This is a genomic window from Deltaproteobacteria bacterium, from assembly GCA_020848905.1.
Lineage (GTDB): Bacteria > Myxococcota_A > Polyangia.
In genome coordinates this window covers 383995-402808 of the sequence record JADLHG010000004.1, presented here as the reverse complement: position 1 = coordinate 402808, position 18814 = coordinate 383995, and the positions used below count along the sequence as shown (strand labels likewise).

At 69.4% G+C, this 18814-nt stretch carries 18 protein-coding genes and 1 tRNA gene; 10 read left to right on the top strand and 9 right to left on the bottom strand.

Going from position 1 to position 18814, the window contains the following annotated elements:
• Window positions 1–56: 56 nt before the first annotated feature.
• A complete protein-coding gene (locus tag IT371_02445; protein ID MCC6746486.1) occupies window positions 57–248 on the top strand; it encodes a 50S ribosomal protein L28 in 192 nt (63 codons plus the stop codon).
• 45 nt (window positions 249–293) lie between these two features.
• Window positions 294–767: a YbjN domain-containing protein gene (locus tag IT371_02440; protein MCC6746485.1), complete on the top strand. Its 474-nt coding sequence runs from the start codon at window positions 294–296 to the stop codon at window positions 765–767.
• Window positions 768–787: 20 nt separating this feature from the next.
• Here IT371_02440 and IT371_02435 read toward each other — a convergent pair whose 3' ends face one another.
• Together IT371_02435 and IT371_02430 are read right to left on the bottom strand one after the other, a co-directional pair.
• A complete protein-coding gene (locus tag IT371_02435; GenBank protein MCC6746484.1) occupies window positions 788–1171 on the bottom strand; it encodes a RidA family protein in 384 nt (127 codons plus the stop codon).
• Between the two features lie 42 nt (window positions 1172–1213).
• A complete protein-coding gene (locus IT371_02430) occupies window positions 1214–2611 on the bottom strand; it encodes a short-chain fatty acid transporter (protein MCC6746483.1) in 1398 nt (465 codons plus the stop codon).
• A gap of 63 nt (window positions 2612–2674) precedes the next feature.
• Here IT371_02430 and IT371_02425 point away from each other — a divergent pair.
• Window positions 2675–2746, top strand: a tRNA-Val gene (locus IT371_02425).
• 3 nt (window positions 2747–2749) lie between these two features.
• Here IT371_02425 and IT371_02420 read toward each other — a convergent pair.
• On the bottom strand, window positions 2750–5533 hold the full coding sequence (locus IT371_02420) for an ERAP1-like C-terminal domain-containing protein (GenBank protein ID MCC6746482.1): 2784 nt from the start codon (window positions 5531–5533) through the stop codon (window positions 2750–2752).
• A 100-nt stretch (window positions 5534–5633) separates the two neighbouring features.
• Between IT371_02420 and IT371_02415 the strand changes: the two genes are divergently transcribed.
• Window positions 5634–6263, top strand: coding sequence for an AAA family ATPase (locus tag IT371_02415; protein ID MCC6746481.1), 630 nt, complete (start codon window positions 5634–5636; stop codon window positions 6261–6263).
• A 4-nt stretch (window positions 6264–6267) separates the two neighbouring features.
• Here IT371_02415 and IT371_02410 read toward each other — a convergent pair whose 3' ends face one another.
• Window positions 6268–7461 carry an aminopeptidase P family protein gene (locus IT371_02410; protein ID MCC6746480.1) on the bottom strand — a complete coding sequence of 398 codons (1194 nt, stop codon included), beginning with the start codon at window positions 7459–7461 and terminating at the stop codon, window positions 6268–6270.
• Between the two features lie 146 nt (window positions 7462–7607).
• Between IT371_02410 and IT371_02405 the strand changes: the two genes are divergently transcribed.
• From IT371_02405 to IT371_02395, 3 genes are all read left to right on the top strand, one after another.
• Window positions 7608–8219: a hypothetical protein gene (locus IT371_02405; GenBank protein MCC6746479.1), complete on the top strand. Its 612-nt coding sequence runs from the start codon at window positions 7608–7610 to the stop codon at window positions 8217–8219.
• A gap of 164 nt (window positions 8220–8383) precedes the next feature.
• On the top strand, window positions 8384–9232 hold the full coding sequence (locus IT371_02400; protein ID MCC6746478.1) for a hypothetical protein: 849 nt from the start codon (window positions 8384–8386) through the stop codon (window positions 9230–9232).
• Between the two features lie 18 nt (window positions 9233–9250).
• Complete coding sequence (locus tag IT371_02395; protein MCC6746477.1) at window positions 9251–10684, top strand: hypothetical protein; 1434 nt, start codon at window positions 9251–9253, stop codon at window positions 10682–10684.
• A 49-nt stretch (window positions 10685–10733) separates the two neighbouring features.
• On the opposite strand, the gene IT371_02390 is transcribed toward IT371_02395, so the two are convergent.
• The 4 genes from IT371_02390 to queD form a co-directional block, all read right to left on the bottom strand.
• Window positions 10734–11675 (bottom strand): hypothetical protein, encoded by a 942-nt coding sequence (locus IT371_02390; protein ID MCC6746476.1) that lies wholly within the window; start codon window positions 11673–11675, stop codon window positions 10734–10736.
• Between the two features lie 77 nt (window positions 11676–11752).
• On the bottom strand, window positions 11753–12667 hold the full coding sequence (locus tag IT371_02385; protein ID MCC6746475.1) for a hypothetical protein: 915 nt from the start codon (window positions 12665–12667) through the stop codon (window positions 11753–11755).
• A gap of 116 nt (window positions 12668–12783) precedes the next feature.
• Window positions 12784–13596 carry an endonuclease/exonuclease/phosphatase family protein gene (locus IT371_02380; protein ID MCC6746474.1) on the bottom strand — a complete coding sequence of 271 codons (813 nt, stop codon included), beginning with the start codon at window positions 13594–13596 and terminating at the stop codon, window positions 12784–12786.
• Window positions 13596–13952 (bottom strand): 6-carboxytetrahydropterin synthase QueD, encoded by a 357-nt coding sequence (gene queD / locus IT371_02375; GenBank protein MCC6746473.1) that lies wholly within the window; start codon window positions 13950–13952, stop codon window positions 13596–13598. Before queD ends, IT371_02380 begins: the two co-directional genes overlap by 1 nt.
• Before the next feature lie 108 nt (window positions 13953–14060).
• Here queD and IT371_02370 point away from each other — a divergent pair, with 108 nt between their 5' ends.
• Window positions 14061–15707, top strand: coding sequence for an acetolactate synthase (locus IT371_02370; protein MCC6746472.1), 1647 nt, complete (start codon window positions 14061–14063; stop codon window positions 15705–15707).
• Here the strand turns inward: IT371_02370 and IT371_02365 are convergent.
• The gene (locus IT371_02365) at window positions 15697–16317 is read right to left on the bottom strand and encodes a helix-turn-helix transcriptional regulator (GenBank protein ID MCC6746471.1); all 621 of its coding nucleotides are present in this window, start codon (window positions 16315–16317) and stop codon (window positions 15697–15699) included. The two genes, IT371_02370 and IT371_02365, sit on opposite strands and share 11 nt — an antisense overlap.
• A 224-nt stretch (window positions 16318–16541) precedes the next feature.
• Between IT371_02365 and IT371_02360 the strand changes: the two genes are divergently transcribed.
• Both IT371_02360 and IT371_02355 read left to right on the top strand, forming a co-directional pair.
• The gene (locus IT371_02360) at window positions 16542–16748 is read left to right on the top strand and encodes a TIGR04563 family protein (protein ID MCC6746470.1); all 207 of its coding nucleotides are present in this window, start codon (window positions 16542–16544) and stop codon (window positions 16746–16748) included.
• 193 nt (window positions 16749–16941) lie between these two features.
• Window positions 16942–18717 carry a response regulator gene (locus IT371_02355; protein ID MCC6746469.1) on the top strand — a complete coding sequence of 592 codons (1776 nt, stop codon included), beginning with the start codon at window positions 16942–16944 and terminating at the stop codon, window positions 18715–18717.
• The last annotated feature ends 97 nt before the right edge of the window (window positions 18718–18814 follow it).

Below are 18814 nucleotides of genomic sequence, written 5' to 3'. Positions count from 1 at the left end.
GCCGGCGTATCCGTGCTGGATCGCCTGGGACATCGTTGACGAGCTGGGAACACGCCATGTCTTATAAGTGCGATGTTTGTAGCAAGGGTCCACAGGTCATTAACAAGGTCAGCCACTCGAACATCAAGACCAAGCGGCGGCAGCTGCCGAACCTGCAGCGAGTGCACGCCCTCGTCGCCGGAGTCGCGACGCACCTTCGAGTCTGCACCCGCTGCCTCCGGAGCGGCAAGATCACCAAGGCGGCGTAGCACGCCGCGCCCCGAGCGGGCCTCCTGACCAAGCAAGGGTTCAGCATGGGCTTGTTTAGCAGCTCCCAGGGCTCGAACCTTCGGGCCACCACCAAGATGGTGGAGGCCGTGATCAGCGAGCTCGGGCTCTCGCCGGAAGGCAACCGACTGCAGACCGAAACCGGCGAGCCGGCGTGGGGCCTGATGAGGGGCTCCGCCGAGGTCTTCATCTTCCTGCACCAGGGACCATCCGGCGACGAGGGGAACCACCTGCGCGTCGTCTCGCCCGTGCTCACGCTTCCTGCCGACACCGCGGCGCAGCTCCGTCTCCTTCGACGGCTGCTTCAGCTGAACGCCACAGAGCTCTCGGGCGTCGCCTTTGGCCTGAAGGGCGAGACCGTAGTCCTGACCGCCGACCGAACCACGGTGGACCTCGACCCGTCGGAGGTGAAGGACATCGTCCTTCGCATCGGGTACTACGCGGACCACTACGACGATGCCCTCGTGACGGAGTTCGGCGGCCAGCGGCACGCCGGTTGAAAGCCCCCCGGGGGGATGCCTCACTCCACGGCCGCGATGGCATCGATCTCGACGCGCGCCCCCTTCGGTAGACCGGCCACCTGAATCGTGGTGCGTGCCGGCGGCGTCCCTTCGAAGAACGTGGCGTAGGCCGCGTTCACCGCGGCGAAGTCGGCCAGGTCCGTGAGGTAGATCGTCGTGCGCACCACCTGCGCGAGACGGCTGCCGGCAGCGCCGAGCACTGCCTCGAGATTCCGCATGACGCGCCCCACCTCCTGCTCCAGCGTCCCCTTCAGGAGCTCCCCCGTCACGGGGTCGAGGGGGATCTGTCCCGAGCAGAAGACCAGGTTCCCGCAGCGGATGGCCTGGGAATAGGGGCCGATGGCCGCCGGAGCGGCGGGGCTTTGAATGGACTGCCGGCTCATGTCTGCTCCATGGCCTCCCCGTAGGGCGGGCCGTAAGAGGGGTCACCCCGCGACGAGGAGCGCGCCGGTGGCGAGCGCCGCGTACGCGAGAAAGGCGATGCACTCGTAGCCGAGAATATCCTTGAACTCGAGACGCGCCACCGCAAGGAGCGGAATCGCCCAGAAGGGCTGGATCAGGTTGGATCCCATGTCCCCGTAGGCGTAGGCCATGGCCAACCGCTCGACGGGCACGTCGAGCTCCCGCGCCGCGCGCAGGAGGTAGGGCGCTTCGATGGCCCACTTGGATCCGCCCGACGGAACGAAGTAGTTGAGCACCGTCGAGTACCAGAAGGTCAGCAGCGGCAGTGTGCGCCGACTGGCCACGCGCGTGAAGGCTCTCGCGATCCTCTGCGCCAGGGCGGTCCCCTTGATGATGCCGAACATGCCCGCGTAGAGCGGGAACTGCAGCACGATGCCGTGAAGGGGTTCGCTCGCCTTGACCGCCGCGTGCCCGAGCGCCGCCGGTCGTCCGTGCAGCAGGATCCCGAGGGCGAGAAAGGCGAAGTTCACCACGTCCAGGTTCACCGCGGAGAGCCCTCCTCCGGCGCGTAGATGCAGGACCAGCCATGCGAGCCCGAGGGCCCCCAGGATCCCATTCACCAGGAACGAGTGCTCCAGCCGTTCGGCCGGCGTAGGCCGCGCGGGGCGAGGGGGCGCATCGAACGCGGCCAGTCGCTCGGCGGCCTCGGCGTCGGCGCGGACCCGATCCTCGGGACGCGGATGGAGTGCACCGGCGAGCAGCGTGAGCGCCAGGGTGACCCCCGCTGTGAAGAGGAGATTGAAGGGGCTCAGCAAGGTGCGTTGGATCGGGATCACCTCGTCGAGGAGCCCCTGCTGGATCATGAAGTTCTGCGGCGTAGCGAGGAGCAGGGGCACGGACCCGCTCAGGCCTGCGTGCCAGGTCGCGCCGAGGCCGAAGTACGAGACGGCGACGAGGAGGCGGTAGTCGGCTCCCGGGTGCCGGCGCGCCATGAAGCCCACGAGCACGGCGCCCGCGATGAGGCCCATCCCCCAATGGATCCAAGCCACCACCATAGCGATGAGGGCGAGCGCCATCACGGCGCCGGTGTCGCTGCGTGGAATGGACGCCAGGCGATCCAGGAGAGCCCGCACAGGAGCCGCGACCGCGACGACGTAGCCCGAGAACACGACCAGGCACATCTGCATGCCGAAGGAGAGGAGGGTCCAGAACCCGTCCCCCCAGGCCCGGGTCACCTCGAGCGGTGAGGCCTCCCCCCAGGCGATCCCGAGCACGAAAGCCAGGACGGTGAGCAGGACAGCGATCGTGAAGGCGCTCGGGACCCACCGGGAGGCGAGCCGCGTGAAGAAGAGAGCCAGCCGGGCAATCACGGCGCGACTATACCATTCGCTTCCGCCTGCCGACGCCGCCCCCGCGCCCATGTCGCGCGAGCCCCGAAGGGGTTGCATTGCCGCCTAGCGCATGCTAATAGCCTGCTCCGCGTTGGGCGCATAACTCAGCGGGAGAGTGCCATCCTCACACGGTGGAAGTCGCAGGTTCAAATCCTGCTGCGCCCACTCCTAAGGATCACGGTGCGCCGGGTCGGTTGGCCCGGCGTTTCCTTTTTCGGATGGGCGCGGCGAGGGCTCCAGGCTCGCCAGACGCTCCAGGTAGGCCTTCACGGCCGCCCTCCCCCAAGCCCTCTGCGCCGCACACTGCGCCGAACGTTCGAGGCCCTGCCGGAGGATCCGCTCGCTGCCCGGCACCGCCTGCGTCCGGAAGAAACGCGCCGCGGTCGCGCTGTCCGCCTCGGAACACAGGTAGCCCACGACACCCGGGAGACGCGCCGCCGAGCGTCCTCCGAACGCCGGCAACCGCCCCACGAGCCCACGTAGATTTCTCTGCACGAAACGCATGGCCTGCGAGCGGCTTTCCGCCCGCTCGAAGGGCGGCGAGAGCAGATACCACATATCCTGCACCTTTACCTGGTCGGTGAGCACCAGCGAGAGCGCCTGATCCAGGGCGCTCCCCTGCGGCAGGCTGCCGAGCGCGCCCAGGACCGCCGCCCGCTCGGTGGAGGAGACGGCAACACCCAGGCGCCGCGTCAACTCCTCGAGGGGCAGGTGTCCCTCGGCCGCCGCGACCTCGAGGACCATGGGAAGCAGGTCGGGCGGCAACGGCCTGGCGCCGCGCAGGTGGCCCTGCGCCATCGCCCGAACACCGTCGAGGACCCACGCCGAGCGACCGTCGCGTGCCAGCGCACGCAGCACGGCGGGTCGCAGGATCGCGTCGTCCTCACTCTCCCCGCGCCGGGGAGCGAGGCCCAGCCGCCTGCCCTGCGCTTCGAGCACCCGTCGCACATAGGCCGCATACGCTGGATCCGGGCCCCCGTCTCGATACCGCTCGCGAATGCGACGCAACACCCCGAGCTGCTCTTCGACCACGGCCCGCGCCGAGTCGCCTTCGAAGGCGGCGACGGTGTCCAGCAGCGCCGCCGGTCGAAGGCTCCCGGCCGACACCATGGCCGCCGCGTGATTCAGGATGCTCCCCCGCAGGGCGGGGCTCAGGAACCGGCGCCCGTGCCGCGCCAGCGCGACGAGCGCCCCCTCCGCGAGCCCCCAGCGGTAGTAGCCCTTCTCGCCGGCATTGGGGTGGATCCACGCCGGACAGGCGCGGGCCTCCTTCAGCGGCACGACGGACACGGCCCGGTCGAGCAGCACGCACTGCGTGGTCAAGCGCTCCCCGGCCGGGTACATCACGCACACGGGGATCTTCCATGGCTCGCCCCCCGGGAAGCCCTCCGGGATCCACGCCCCGAGCGGCCGATGTCGGCGCTGTTCGAGCCGCACCTCGGCTCTGCCCTTTTCGCAACGCAGGGTCGCGTTGACCTCCGGGACCCCGGGACGATCGAGGAAGCTGCTCGCCACCGCACCGACCTCTCGACCCGATTCCCGATCCAGCGCCGCAAAGAGATCCTTCGCCGTCGCGTTCTCCCACATGTGCCGGCACATGTACCCCTGAACGGCCCGCTGAAAGGTGCCGCTCCCGAGCCACTGCTCGAGCATGCCGAGCACCGCCGCTCCCTTGCCGTAGGTGATGCCGTCGAAGGCACCCTCGGCCTCTACGACGCTGCGTATCGTCTGACGCACGGGGCGCGCGGCGGCGAGGGTGTCCGTGTCGAAGACCCAGCCGCGCCACTCGAGAAACTCGTCGGCCGCTCGATAGGACGGCCGCCACGCCTCGACCGTTCGCACGCCCATCCAGGTCGCGAACGCCTCGTTGAGCCAGAGGTCATCCCACCAGGCCAAGGTCACCAGATTCCCGAACCATTGGTGCGCGAGCTCGTGCGCGATCGTCCCGGCCACTCGACGGAGCCGCGCCACCGAGGTGGCCCGTGGATCCACGAGCAGCGCCTCTTCCCGGAAGGTGACGAGCCCCGGGTTCTCCATGGCGCCGGAGGCGAATTCCACCAGGAACGCGAGATCCAGCTTTCCGTAAGGGTACGGCAGCCCGAAATACGCCTCGAGGCGAGGCAGGAGCTCGCGGGCCATGCCGAGTCCGATGACCACCTCGGCCCCACGTCCCGGAGGCACGACACCGCGGATCGGCACCGGTCCCGCCGGGCCCGCGACGAGCTCGAGCTCCCCTGCCACGAACGCGACCAGGTAGGTCGGCATGGGGCGCGAGGGAGCGAACGCGATCTCGTCCCAGGAGCCGCGCGTCCGACGCGACGCCTCGGCCGTGTTGCTCACGGCGGTCATCCCCCGCGGCACGCTCACCGTGACCTCGAAGGGCACCTTGAAGCCCGGCTCGTCGAAGCAGGGAAAAGCCTTGCGCGCGTCCGCCGCCTCGAACTGCGTGTAGGCGAACCAGCGGGATCCGGAGCGCGCTCGGTAGAGTCCCGCGAGCCGACGATCGAAGCGCCCCCGGAAGCGGAGCTGGATCCGCGCGGTCCCCGTCCGGAGCGGAGCGGCGAGGCGCAGCATCCGCTCCCCCGCCGCGGGCTCCGCCCGGGGATCCTGGGCCGCCTCGACGAGCACCTGTTGCCGCCGGCCGCCCTGCTCGACGACGCCGTCCAGGGCGAGCTCCCGCGCGTGAAGGTGGATCCGATCCGTCCCCGCCATCACGCGCACGTCGATGGCGACCTCACCGGTGAACGACTCCTCGCGCGGGTCGATCCGCCAGTGCACCCGATAGCGAGCCGGGACCACGTCGCGCGGTAGCCTTCCCGGGGCCGGCCGCGCGAGCGACGCGGGCGAGGGACTCGCGAGCGCGGTGGTTGAAGGCGCGACGCCGTTCGGCGCTCCCGGGGGTCGGCCGCAGGCCAGCGAGCCAGCCGCCAGGGCGAGGATCCCGACTCGCATCGCGCATCGCATGAGGCGCGCACCATAGCTTTGCCGCGCGAGATCGACAAGATCCCCTCCTCGCGTTGACACGCCGCGCGCGATCCGCTACTTCGCAAGGATGTCCCGCACCTCGGATCCCCCGCGCATCTACTTCGTCGGTAGTCACGCCACGGGCAAGACCACGATGACCCGGTGGGTCAGTCAGGCCTACGGCTTGCCCATGATCACCGAGGTCGCGCGGGCCGTCCTCGCCGAGCTGGAGACGACGCTCGAGGCGCTGCGCACGGACATCGAGCTCGTGAATCGCTATCAGACGCGCGTCTTCGAGCGACAGATCGAGGTCGAGCGGCTACAGGTGGGCGGGTTCGTCTCGGACCGGGCGTTCGACAACCTGGCCTACACCGCCGAACACGCTACCGTCCTCGCCGACCTCATGTCCTCCGATCGCCTGCGCTCCTACATGGACTGGGTCGGTGGCGGCATCGTGTTCTTTCTGCGCCCCGATCCCTGCATGCTCCGCCACGACGGCGTTCGCGCGTCGGTGGAGTGGGACAGCGTCGTGCGCATCGACGGCATGATCAAGCTGATGCTCGAACAGCACCGCGTGCGCTACCTGCCCATCGACACCCCCAACATGCAGGAGCGCGTGCGCGCCGTCGAGTTCGTCCTCGGGCGGGCAGAGGAGATCTCCCAAAGCGACGTGGATCGAAGCCGGCAGCTCGTCCTCGCCTCGGTACGCCCCTCCTAGATCCTCAGCAGAGGCAGAGGAGCTCGCTCTGCGGCCGAGCACCGAGCTCCGGTCCCCCCTTCCCGAGGTAGACGTTGACCTCGGAACGAACGCCGAAATCGTCGAGGTAGATGGCCGGCTTCAAGGAAAAGCAGAGGCCCTCCTCGAGGCACCGCGTATCGTGCGTCTCGAGGTCGTCGATGTTCGCTCCGTCGCCATGGCCGTGCAGGTCGCCGATGTTGTGGCCGCTGCGATGGGGGAAACAGGGTCCGTACCCGGCCCCGTCCACCACCTCTCGGATGGCCCGGTCTACCTCCCAGCCGAGGGGTCCGAGGCCCGTGGCCCGGTCGTAGCGCTCCGTGATGAAGCGCAGCCCAGCGTCCCGGGCGCGAACGACGATCCCGAAAACCTCCGTCACGGCCGACGGAGGAGACGCCCCGGTGTAGATCGTCCACGTCAGGTCGGCGTACGCACAAACGGGGCGGTCGTGGCGGGCCAGCAGGTCCAGCAGCACCACCTGATCCGGCCCCACGGGAGTCGGCCGGTCCTGGGACGGGAGGTAGTGCGGATCGGCCGCGTTCCGACCGACCGCTACCGTCGGCGGATAGTCCGTCACCAGGCCTTCGGCCGCGAACCTCTGCATCAGGAACTGCTGCAGCTCGAACTCCGTCACCGGGCGGTCGGCGGCGATGCGCTCGCGCACCAGGCCCACGGCCAGGCCCTTGATCCGGTCCAGCTCGGTGGCGACCTGACGGTGCGCCTCCGCCTGCGCCGGGGAGAGCCGGCAGAGGAAGTGCTGGACGAGCTCGGCCGAAGGGAGCACCTCCAGCCCGAGCCGGCGAAGCCACTCGAGCGTCCCGGCGTCGATCCGCGACAGGGAGGGGATCGCCCCGTCGGGGAAGTACTCCATCGCTACCCTGCGAACCCCGCCGCGAATCAGGCGCTCGAGGTGGGCGGACAGATCGCGCCAGCCGGTGTAGGTGAGGTGCTTGCCGGGCAGCGGGGGAAGCGCGCCGCTGTCGATTCGGTGGCAGAGCACCGTGGGCACCCCCTCCGCCGGGATCAGATAGAAGAGCCGTCGACTGAGCATGAGCGCGTCGAGCCCGAGCGCGTGCCGCGCCGTCGGGTTCGACCCGGCGAAGTCGTACAAGAGCCAACCATCCAGCCCCGCCCTCCGGAGCCGTTCCTGCACCGCGCCCACCGATTCGATCAGCACCATGGCCCGGGAGCATACCGCGCCCTCCCCGTCGGTCAACGTCGGCACCGTCCGGCGCCAGAGGGCGACGCGCAACCCTCTCCACGCATTGACAGTCTCGCCGCGAGCCTGCTACAGAGCCATTCTTCCTCGGCGGAGCGCTCCGGCCCATGCAGCTGCGAACCTTCAGCTACATCGACATCCTGCAACCGCAGTTCACCGGCTTCATGCAAACGGTGTGTCCCGGCTTCCAGCCGCTTGAGAACCAAGCGGCCCTGTTCGTCGAAATCGCCCCGGGCATTGCCATCAACGCGCTGACCGACGTGGCCCTCAAACGGACCCAGGCCATCCCCGGCATGTTGATCGTCGAGCGCGCCTACGGCCTGCTGGAACTTCACCACTTCGATCAGGGGCAGGTCCGCGAGGCCGGCCGAGCGATCCTCGAACACCTCGGACTCACCGAGGAGCAGCGCCTCAAGCCGAAGATCGTGTCGAGCGAGATCATCACGGGCCTCGAGGGCTACCAGTCACAGCTCATCAACCGCATGCGGCACGGCAACATGATCGGGGAGAACGAGGCGCTGTACATCCTCGAGGTGCAGCCCGCGGGATACGCGGCAATCGCCACCAACGAAGCCGAGAAGGCGGCCGCCATCAACGTCCTTGAGTTTCTCTCGTTCGGTGCCAACGGGCGCGTCTGGCTCGGAGGATCCGAGGAGAACATCCGCGAGGCAGCGAAGGCGGCGGAACGGGCGCTTCGCGAGCTCCCCGGCCAGGGCTAGCGGGCCGCTGCGCCTCACCTCCGCCGCAGCACCGACTCGCCGTCGCACGACGTTCCGACCACCGCCACGCCGCAGCCGCCACAATTGCGTCGCTGGCGGCGGTGCGTTACCATCGCCTCATCATATTCGCCGCTTAAGGTACTAGCGTGGAGGTCTCGCGGATCATGGCTCGTCCCTCTCTGCTCCTGGTGTCTGCCGCGCTGCTCGCGCTCGTCGGCCAGGCTCACGCGAATCCGACGCCCTCGGATCTCGAGCTCGCCAAGAAGCACTTCGAGCTCGGGCGCATCTATTACGACCAGGCGGCCTACGACCGAGCCCTCACCGAGTTCAAGGAAGCGTACCGGCTGAGCAAGAAGCCGGCCCTCCTCTACAACATCGGCAAGTGTCACGAGTCTCTCGGCCAGCTGAAGGACGCAATAACCCAGTACGAGAAGTACCTCGCCGAAACGGGGCAGGAGGACGCGAACCTGAAGGCCCGGGTGGCCAATCTCCGCTCGCGACTCGAGGCACAGGAGAAGGCCTCGCCGAAGGCGGGTCCCACGCCGCGGCCCCAACCGGAGCCGACGCCTCCAAAGGCTGATCCCACTGCTGGGCCGACCCCGGATCCGTCGGCGCCGGTCCCCTCGACGCCGGGGCAGCCCGAGGCCCCACCGAGCGGACCGGCGGAACGACCGAGCCGGTGGATGTGGTGGACCGGATGGGCGCTCGCCGGCGCGGGCGTCGCGCTCGTGGGAACGGGCATCGGCCTCGGTCTGGCATCGAAGAGCAAGGCGAGCACCGTCGAGGACGCCTACCGCATCGGTCGCTACGAATGGTCCGCTATTCAGCCCATCGAGCAGGACGGCAAGCGCCTCCAGTCGGCAATGATCGGCACCGTGATCGTCGGTGCCCTCGCAGCCGCCGGCGGAGTAACACTCCTCCTGCTGAGCCCGAGGGCCACCAGCCGCTCCGTCAGCCTCGCTCCGCTGCTCGGCCCCGACGCGTTCGGGGTAGCGAGCAGCCTCTCCTTCTAGCGCGCCCGGAGGGCCATCATGCGTAGCCCAGCCGCACCCTTGCTCCTCGTGACTCTGCTGTTCGCCGGCGGGCCCTGGTCCTGCTACAAACCGGACCTCTCCGGCACGGGCGGCTTCAAGTGCTCCGACGGCACCTGCCCTGAGGGCTACGTCTGCTCGGCACAGAAGACCTGCGTGAAGGGCAGCGCGCCGCCCAAGACCGACGGCGCTGCCGTGGATGGAATGAAACGCGACGGCGCCGGTTCGGATCAGCGCGCGCCCGACCGAGGTGTGGGGGACGGCGCCGCTCCGCCGCGGTGCACCCTCGGAGCCACGGCGCTCGTCACGCCCGACTACGTTCAAGGCGGCGAGCCCGCCTTCGGACTCGGGTACGACGAGCCCAACGGGCAGGTGGTCGTCGTCTACGGCACGGCCGGCACCCCCGCCGCGCTCTCCATGGCCGTCACGAACAAGGGGCAGTGGCAGGCCCCGATCGCCTTTGGCGCCGCGGCGGGGAATTTCATGTCCGTGTCGTCGAACAGGGGATCCGTAGTCGTGGGCTTCCAGGACGGCGCGAACCAGCGGAACGCGCGGGTCTTCTTCTCGGCCACCAAGATGTTCCACGACCTGGACGGCGCGCCGGGTTCCGGCGCGTTCGTCACCCTCCACTCGGCCGGCAACAAGGACGAGGTCGGGGCGCTCTATCAGTCGCAGGTGCCGAGCGCGCCGGGCTCGACGACGATGATGCCGGGCCTCAAGCTGCAGGTGTTCTCGCGCACCGGCCAGCCCGCGCCGAACCCGTCAGGTGGTCAGCCCGTTCCTACGCCCGCGGGCGTCAAGGTCTTCGGCCCGATGGCGGCGCTCGCGCTCGAAGCCGGCGCCACTCCCGCCGCACACGTCGCCTATCTCGGGTTCACCGGCCCGGCCCCAGCCGGCGGGGCCGTGTACTACGACCTCCGACCGATGAACGGCAACTGGGCCGGCTCCCGGCGCCTGGCCGTCGTGGACAAGGTTCCGCTCGACCATCAGGGCATTGGGTTGGCGCTTCGAGCTGGCCATCAGGGCTTGCAGGCGGCTCAGCTCGTGTTCCCCGTGTGGGACGACAAGGCGTCGAACACCCTCCTGGCGTTTCAGCCCGCGGCCGGAACCGCCGCGCCGGTGGAATTCCCCGGCCCGACCCCCAGCCAAGGCGCGCAGCGTCCTACGCTGGTGACCCAGGGGCAGTCCCAGGTCATCGCCTACGTGCGCGGCGGGGACGGGGCCGTCGTGGTCAGCGGCCGGCGCAGCGTCGGAGATCCCTGGGAAGCGCCCCTCCTCGCCCACCTGGACCCTGCGAACCGCGCGGAGCGCGTAGCTCTCGTATCCGGCGGCACCGCGGGCACCACCGCCCTCTTCGAGATCGTGTACCGCCACCGGGAGGGCTCGCGGTATCGGCTAACGCACCGGAACCTCCGATGCATGACCAATCCGTGAGCGCGAGTTCGTCGTAGGGGGGAACGGCCCTCGGGTGGGGGCGGTCTCGCTAGAAGGACATCTGCCCGGCGACGCCGTAGGCTCCGGGGGCCAGGATGGGGGCGAAGGAGACTCCCCGTCCTTGCGGCGTAGAGGGCGCCTCCGCCTTGCCCCGCGTGGCGTCCACGATGAAGAACGTGATGGCAGCCGCAGCGGCGACCCCGCCCGTCACGAAGAACGCGATCGACGTGGTGCGGTTCTGCTTGAAGCTCTCCTGCAGGTCGTGGTGCTCGGGACGGTACGGCACCTTCGGGTGCGCCAGGTCGGGATTCTGGACCGCCACGGCGGCCTCCAGATCCGACGCCTTGCCAGCCGCCATCCGGTTGAAGACGATCCCCAGCGTCAATCCCGTCACCGCCACGCCTGTCGAAATCCACTTGAGCCAGGTGAAGACGGCGCCAGGACCGGCGTGCCCTTCGCCGCGCGCCGCCTCGTCCGCTGCGCGGCGCTGCGCCTTGATCGCATCCGGCACCTCGCGGTCCTCTCCCGTGGGCATCAGGTCAGGGGACTGGGCCTTGCCCCCTGCCGCCGGACGCGACGGGGACGGTGCGACCGGCAACGGCGCCGGGGCCGGAGCTGGCGCCGCCGCTCCCGGCTTGTCCTCCTCTGCGCCGAGCGCCATCTCGAGCTCCCGAACCTTGGCCTCGATCTTCGCCTTGTCGGGCGCCTGCGGCGCCTCCTTGAGGTACCGCTTGTAGTGGTCCACGGCCTGACGAGGCTTGTCGAGCTTCTGGTAGGTCTGCCCGAGGTACCGCAAGAGGGCCGGGTGCGGCTTCAGCGCATACGCGCGATTCAGCTCCTCCGCAGCCTTCTCGTAGCGTCCCGCCTGAAAATGATCACGCCCCTTGCGGAAGGCCTCGCGGGCCGTCGCCTCATCGTCGGCAAGGGCTACCCGCGCGCCAAACGGCACCAACACGGCGATCAGCGTCGCCCACAGAATGCTGCTTCTCATCAGACGCCTCGTCGAGCTCGAAGGTGTGCGCACGCCGCGAGAGGACGCGCGAAGGACTGGAGCTACCGCTCGGGCGATCACTGATACGGATCGTCCCACTCGCTGCCCCCCGACGCTTTCCCCTCAGCGGCTACGGGCTTCGCGGCTGCACGGCGAGCCTTGCTGGCCCGTGCCATCTTCGGCGCCTTGCCTCGCGGCGAGGAGAGCCGTGCCGGCTTGCGGCTCGGTTTGGGGGAGGCCGCCACCGCCGCGCGGCGAGGCTCGCCCTGCACTGGCTTGGCCGCCTCCGCGCCGGCCTCCACTGCCAGAGGCTCCACGCGAACCCCCTCGTGCCGGACACGTGCCGACGCCTCCGCGGACGCGGCCGACGCGGCTTCGGCGGAGGCCCCACGGACGGCGGCCGGGCTAGCGCCCTTCCCCACCGTCGCGGCAGCCTCGTCCTTGATCGGCTCGACCCGCAAAGCCTCCTTCGCCTCGGGGCGCGCCGGCTGGGCCTGGGGCGCGGCGACCGCCGCCCCCTTCAGCACGGCGGCCGCACCAGCTCCGGTCGACGCGCTCGACACCGGGCCGGGATCGCCCCCGGCAACCGCGCCCGACGCCGCGGCGCCCGTCCGTGGTCCGGCCATGATCGCATAGGTCACCGCCCCGCCCACGACCATGGCGACCGCCCCGGAGAGGACCCAAACCCAGGGTTTGAAGCCACCCTGCGCAGTCTCGACCAAGGGCTTGGTCGAGGCCCCCGTCATCATGGGGAGCGGGATGCCCGCCGTGGGCGCGCTCCCCATCGCCTGCTGCGGAGGAACGAGCACCAGCGGCGGCGCGAGGTCTTCTTCCAATCGAGGCACAATGGTGGACAGCCGCCGCACCACGCTACCTAGCGCCCGATCGAACTCCTGCTCAGTGTCCGCCCGCTTCGGCAGCGGCGGCGGCAAGCTCACGCTGGCCGGCGGCGGCAGAGTCTCGTCTGAGCGGATCCTGGGATTCGTCTGCATACATACACCTCCCGTTGTCCGGTCGTGCCGAAGCTAGCGCGCCTTCTGTTGCCGTTGCAAGCAGATAAACGGCTGAAACGGGTGAGAAATCGACGCACAGTATCCCACCTCGGCGGTCAGGTGCGAGATGGGTTCACCTGAAGGTCGGCCAGAACACCGTAGTGATCCGAGCACCACACGCCTCGCGCGTCCGGCGCGTCGAGCACCACCTGACTGCCGAGGATCCGGCCAGCGCCGTTCGCTCGCTCGGGCGTGACGAAGACGTAGTCCAGCCGTCGTCCCGGCGCGAGCCACCCGAGTTGCGCGGTATACGGGTTTTCCTTGGCCCAGGTAGCCTTCTCCACCCCCGGGTTGCAGAGCGCGAACGCATCCTGATAGTAGGTTCGCTCGCCCTCGATGGACGTGAGCCCGCGCAGGTAGCGCATCTCGTCCGCCTCCGGCGTCGCGTTGAAATCCCCGGCCAGCACCGCCACCGTCTGCGCGGCGTCACCGCGGGAGCGCACGAAGGTGTCCACCGCACGAACCTGCTGCTCGCGGATCGCCCCGTCCTCGAGGCGAAAGGTGAGGTGCGTCGTGAAGACCCACGTCAGCGCCTCGGGGCACGCGATGGCTGCGCCGAGACAGATCCGTCTCTCTCGGTGAGGAGGCCTCGGCAGGTCGCAGCAGCGGCGCTCCACGATCGGGTGACGGCTGAGGATCGCGAGCCCTTCGTCGCCCCCCCCCCAGGGCTGCGCCGGCTCGAATGCGCACGCGTAGCCCAGCTTCGCGGCGAGCGTCTCGGCCTGGTTCGGCACGCGTCCCGGCACGTGCCGCACCTCTTGCAGGCAGATCACGTCCGCGTCGAGAGACGGCAGTCGTTCGGCCACGAGGTCGAGCCGCTCGGCCCACGGCCCCTGCTCCTGCCACAGATTCAAGGTGAGGACGCGCACTACTCCCCTCCCCGGTAGACGCACGCCGCGTCGCAGGTTTCGTCCACGCGCACCTCCACGAGCGGCAGGTCCTCCCGCAGGCGCTCCCAGATCCAGCGCGCGAGGTTCTCGGACGTGGGATTCGCGAGGCCCGGCACCTCGTTCAGGTACCTGTGGTCCAGCGCCTCGTGCACCGCGGCGAAGGCTCCGTCCATCCTGTCGAAGTCCATCACCCAGCCCTCCACCGGATCGACGGGCCCCTCGACAGTGACCTCCACGACGTACGAATGCCCGTGCAGCCTCCAGCACTTGTGCCCCTCGGGCAGCCGCGGAAGGCGATGGGCGCATTCGAGACGGAATTTACGGATGAGTCTCACGGCGGGGCCTCGTTTATCGCGAAGGGCGCGGCGCGGCAACTGCTTTCACCTTGACGTCGCCCGAAACCTCATTACCTTTCGCGCGGGATCGTGCACGGAGAAGGATCGATGGCAAGGCTTCATGGTGGACGCGTCGTCGCGCGCGCGTTGAGAGCGGAAGGCGTCAGCCACCTTTTCACGCTGTGCGGCGGACACATTCAGGCGATCTACGATGGCTGCCTCGACGAGGGGATTCGCGTGGTGGACTTCCGCCACGAGCAGTCCGCCGCTCACGCTGCCGACGGCTGGGCGCGCGTGACCGGGCGCCCGGGAGTCGCCGCCGTGACCGCGGGACCCGGGGTCACGGACGCCGTCACGGCGGTCGCCAACGCGCAGCGCGCGCAGATACCGATGGTCCTCGTCGGCGGCCAGGGTGCCCGCCTCCTCGGGCCGCTCGGCGGGCAGGACCGCGGTGGGCTCCAGGACATGAACCACGTGGAGCTGCTGCGCGCGGTGAGCAAGTGGTCCGTCTCCGTGCCCGAGACGCGGCGCCTCGGCGAGTACGTCCAGACGGCCTTCCGCGTGGCGACGAGCGGGGTCCCGGGGCCCGTCTTCCTGGAGATGCCGCTCGACGTGCTGATGGGCGGTTGCGAGGACGCCGAGGCCGTGGCCTACGAAGGCTACCGGACGGAAGCGCGGCCCATGGGCGACCCGGAGCATGTGGAACGCGCGAGCGCGCTCATCCGCGGCGCCGAACACCCGCTGCTGATCGTCGGCAGCCAGTGGCGCTGGTCGAAGCACCCGCAGGCGCTGGCGCGGTTTCTCGACGCCGTCCCGATGCCTGCCTTTCTCAACGGTCTGGCCCGCGGGGCCCTCCCGCCCGACCACCGGTGCTACCTCAAACACGCGCGCTCGAAGGCGCTCAGCCGCTCGGACTGCGTGATCGTCTTCGGCACGCCGCTCGACTTCCGCCTGGGGTATGGGGACAAGATCCCGCCCACGGCGAAGGTGATCCAGGTCGACCTCGACGGCGCCGAGATCGGGCGCAACCGGAAGGTCGACGTGGGCATCGTCGGGGACACCGGGCACGTCCTCGGGCAGCTGGCGGGCGCCCTCGACGGCTGCCCGGGCTGGTCCGCGTGGCTCGGCGAGGTGCAGGGCATCGAGTCGGAGCTCGTCGCCAAGATCCGCGCGGAGTGCGCGCAGGAGAGCGATCCCATCAACCCGCTGCGGCTCTGCGCCGAGGTGAACCACTTCGTCGATCCGAAGACGATCGTCGTTGGCGACGGCGGGGACTTCGTGGCGACCGCGGCCTACGTCCTCGATGTGGAGGGTCCTGGAAGCTGGATGGACCCCGGGCCACTCGGTACGCTCGGTGTCGGACCCGGCTATGCGATGGCGGCGAAGCTCGCCCTACCCGAACATCAGGTCGTGATCATGTTCGGGGACGGCTCCTTCGGTCTGAACGGCATGGAGTTCGAGGCCATGGCGCGCCAGGGGATCAAGGTGGTCGGCATCGTCGGAAACGACGCCTGCTGGACGCAGATCTATCGCGGCCAGAGCATGATCTATGGACCGACCCGCACGCCCGCCACCCGCCTCAGCTACACGCGGTACGACAAGGTCGTGGAGGGGCTCGGAGGCCACGGAGAATACGTGGAGCGCCCGAATCAGCTGCGGCCGGCGCTCGAGCGCGCGTTTGCCGCCGACAAGCCAGCGCTCGTGAACGTGAAGATGGGACAGAGCGACTTTCGCCGCTACGCCGTCAGCGTGTAGCCGCGTCGGCAGGTCCCGTGAAGATGCCGTGCAAGACGTAGGTCAGGATCTCGCGAACCAGCTCCTCACGATCCATCGGCTGCTCGGCGGCCAGAAACCGCAGCATGGCCTCCTTGAGACTGCCCAGCACGAGATAGGACACCAGGCGTACGTCGCACCGACGCACGAGCCCCCGCGCCTGCCCGTCGACGAGACCGCTCTGGATGAGCGCGCAGATGCGGTCGTAGAACCGGTCCAGCTTCCGATCGAAGTCCGCGTCGATGCCCCCCGCCTCGCGAAGCAAGATGACCGTGAGCTCGCGGTGCGTCTCGACGGCGTCAACGAGTCGCCGGACGTTCCAGTACATCTGCTCGAGCGGCGGTTCGGCACCAACCTCGGTGCTCACGCGACGGACGGCCTGTGCGATGTGCACGAACATCTCGTCGAGCAACGCTTCGAAGACGGCCCGCTTGCTCGGGAAGTATAGGTAGAAGGTTCCCCGAGCCATCCCGGCGGCCGACAGGATGTCGGCCACCGAAGCGGCGTGGTAGCCCAGCTCGCTGAAGACCTTGCGGCTGGCGCTCATCAGCCGGGAACGGCTCTCCTGCCGACGGCGCTGAGCCCGCGTCACGCGCCCATCTTCGTCGGGGGGATCCGCCACGGACGCCGCTCTTACCACGCGCCGAAGGCGGCGTTCAACGCCCTTCCCCGGGCCCGGCTTTCTCTGCGACGAGAGTCAGGCCGACGCATGCCGTGTGGGCTCAACTTGACACCCCCGCTGACAGACGCTTACAATTTCGCACACGTAACGAACCAGGACTCACCTGGCCACCCAAGCTCGAGGGCAAGCGCATCATGGCTGGATCGGACAAGAGGAAACAGAGCCTGTACTTTCCCGAGGAGATGCTGAAGGAGATCCAGGAAGAGGCAAACCGCCAGGACCGGTCGTTGTCCTGGATCGTGCAGAAGGCCTGGAAGATCGCCCGCAAGGAGATCATGAAGTACCCGTCGGTCAACGAATTCCCCGGCGCCGAGGATGAGAAGGAAGAGCACGGCGACTGATTGACCGCTCGAGGCTCGAGGTCCCGTCCGCTGAGCCCAGCAGGGTTCGGAACGACCGCCCTCGTCGCTTGCTTTGTCGCGGGAGGTCTCCGCCCGGCAGAGCTCCGGCCGGGGATGGCCTCCTTTGCATACCACGACACACGCGACTACACTGAAGCCGCCTCGCCAGCATAGAGACGGGGTTGGGTGAAGCATGGACGACCGCCGGCTCGCCGAGCAGCTCCACGCCGCGGGCCTCGTGACCGACGAGCAGTATCGAGCGGCGCACCTCGCCTCCCCCGAGGATCTCGCCTTCGGCTTGCTGAGCACGGGTGCGATCAGCGAGACCGACCTGCTCAAGTTCCTCGGACTGCAGTTCCAGACCCGCTACGTCTCGACGGAGAAGCTCGGCTCCGCCACCGTTCCGCAGTGGGTGCTTGACCTGTTGCCGGCGGAGCTGTGCGAGCAGCTCCACGTGCTCCCCGTGCGGTGCGACAAGGAGCGACTGGTTCTCAGCATCGTCACGCCCGACCCGGGCGATCCGCGCGTGCTCGAGGCCGTCCGCCGCGCGTCGATGGCCCAGGAGGTTCGAGCTCACGTCGCCCTGCGCCACGCCATCGAAGCGGCGATCCGGCGCTTCTACAAGGGTGACATCCACGCCTTCGCGCGCATGGAGCAGGCTCTCGGCGCCCACTACGGCCAGCTGCTCAACATCTACGACCAACGCGTGATCGATCTCGGCAGCGGCGCGGGTGCCCCGGCCGACCTGGACCGCCTACCGACCGGAGAGGTGAGCGCGGTGGGCGCCCCTCCGGCGCCGACGGACGCAACGGCATCCCCGAACGACAAGGACGCATCGCGCTCGAAGCGCCCGTCGTCGGCAGTCGCGGGAACGCTCGTCCCGCCGGCCGACGGAATGGGGGTGCTCGACCAGCTAGCAGGTCCCGATGCGACACCTCTCGGAGAACGGCAGCTCGCGCTCGACGACGACGAGCGTCTGCGCCCCGAGGCCTTCGTCCGCACGGTCGCCGTCCTGGTGAATGTGCTCGAGATGGGGCACGGGTGGCGCCAGGGGCACTCGGCCGAGGTCGCCCGTCTCGTCCAGCTCCTGGCGGAGAGAACGACGCTGCCCAAGGAGCAGTTCTTCAGCCTGCAGCTGGCCGCCTACCTCCACGACGTGGGGCGCCCGACCGACCCGCATCTATCGGCCCTCTCCACGGCCTCCGCGGCCCCCTCCGCCGAGCCCGCCCCTCGCGCCGGCGTCGACCCGCTGAAGCTGCTCGAGGGAATCCATCTCCCGGCCACCACGACCAGCATCCTGGTGGCGCAGCACGAGCGCCCCGACGGTCGGGGCATCCCTGGAAAGCTGGCAGGGCGCGGCATTCCCCTCGGAGCTCGCTTGCTCGCGGTGTCGAACGCCTACTGCGATCTCCTGGCCAACCCGCGCGCCCCCGGAGGGCGCGTGACCGACCCGCTGCAGGCCCTCGCACGGTTGCGCGACGCAGCCGAGCGACGAGTTCTCGACCAGTACGCGGTGGACCGGCTCGCCGAGGTTCTCACGGGAGACGCGGCCGAAGGCGTGGCGGTGGGGCAGCGCCCGCGGGTCCTCGTCGTGGACCGGGACATGGAATCGACGGCACTGCTGGAGCTGAAGCTGGTGGGCGCCGGACACGATGTGCGGGTGGTCCAGACGACGGCCGAGGCGGCGCGCGAGATCCTGGCGAGCCCTATCGACCTCATTCTCTCCGAGGTTCGGCTCGACCCCGTGGATGGCTTCGACTTCCTCAAGCGCATGCAGGCCGACGCGCGCACCCGCCAGATACCACTCATCTTCGTTTCCGAGTGCGCCGATGCGGAGGACGTCAACCGGGGCTTCGAGCTCGGCGCCCTCGACTACATCGTCAAGCCGTACGCCCCCGAGCTCGTCGTGGCCAAGGTGAAGAACATCGTCGCCCAGCGCCCCGGCGCGCGGCGCGCGCAGCAGGGCTAGGCCGTACCCGGCAACCGAGGCATCCAACGCACGCGGCACGCCCGGAGAGACCGCTGACGGGACCCGCAGCCTGTGCTAGGGTCCCTCCGCTCGAACG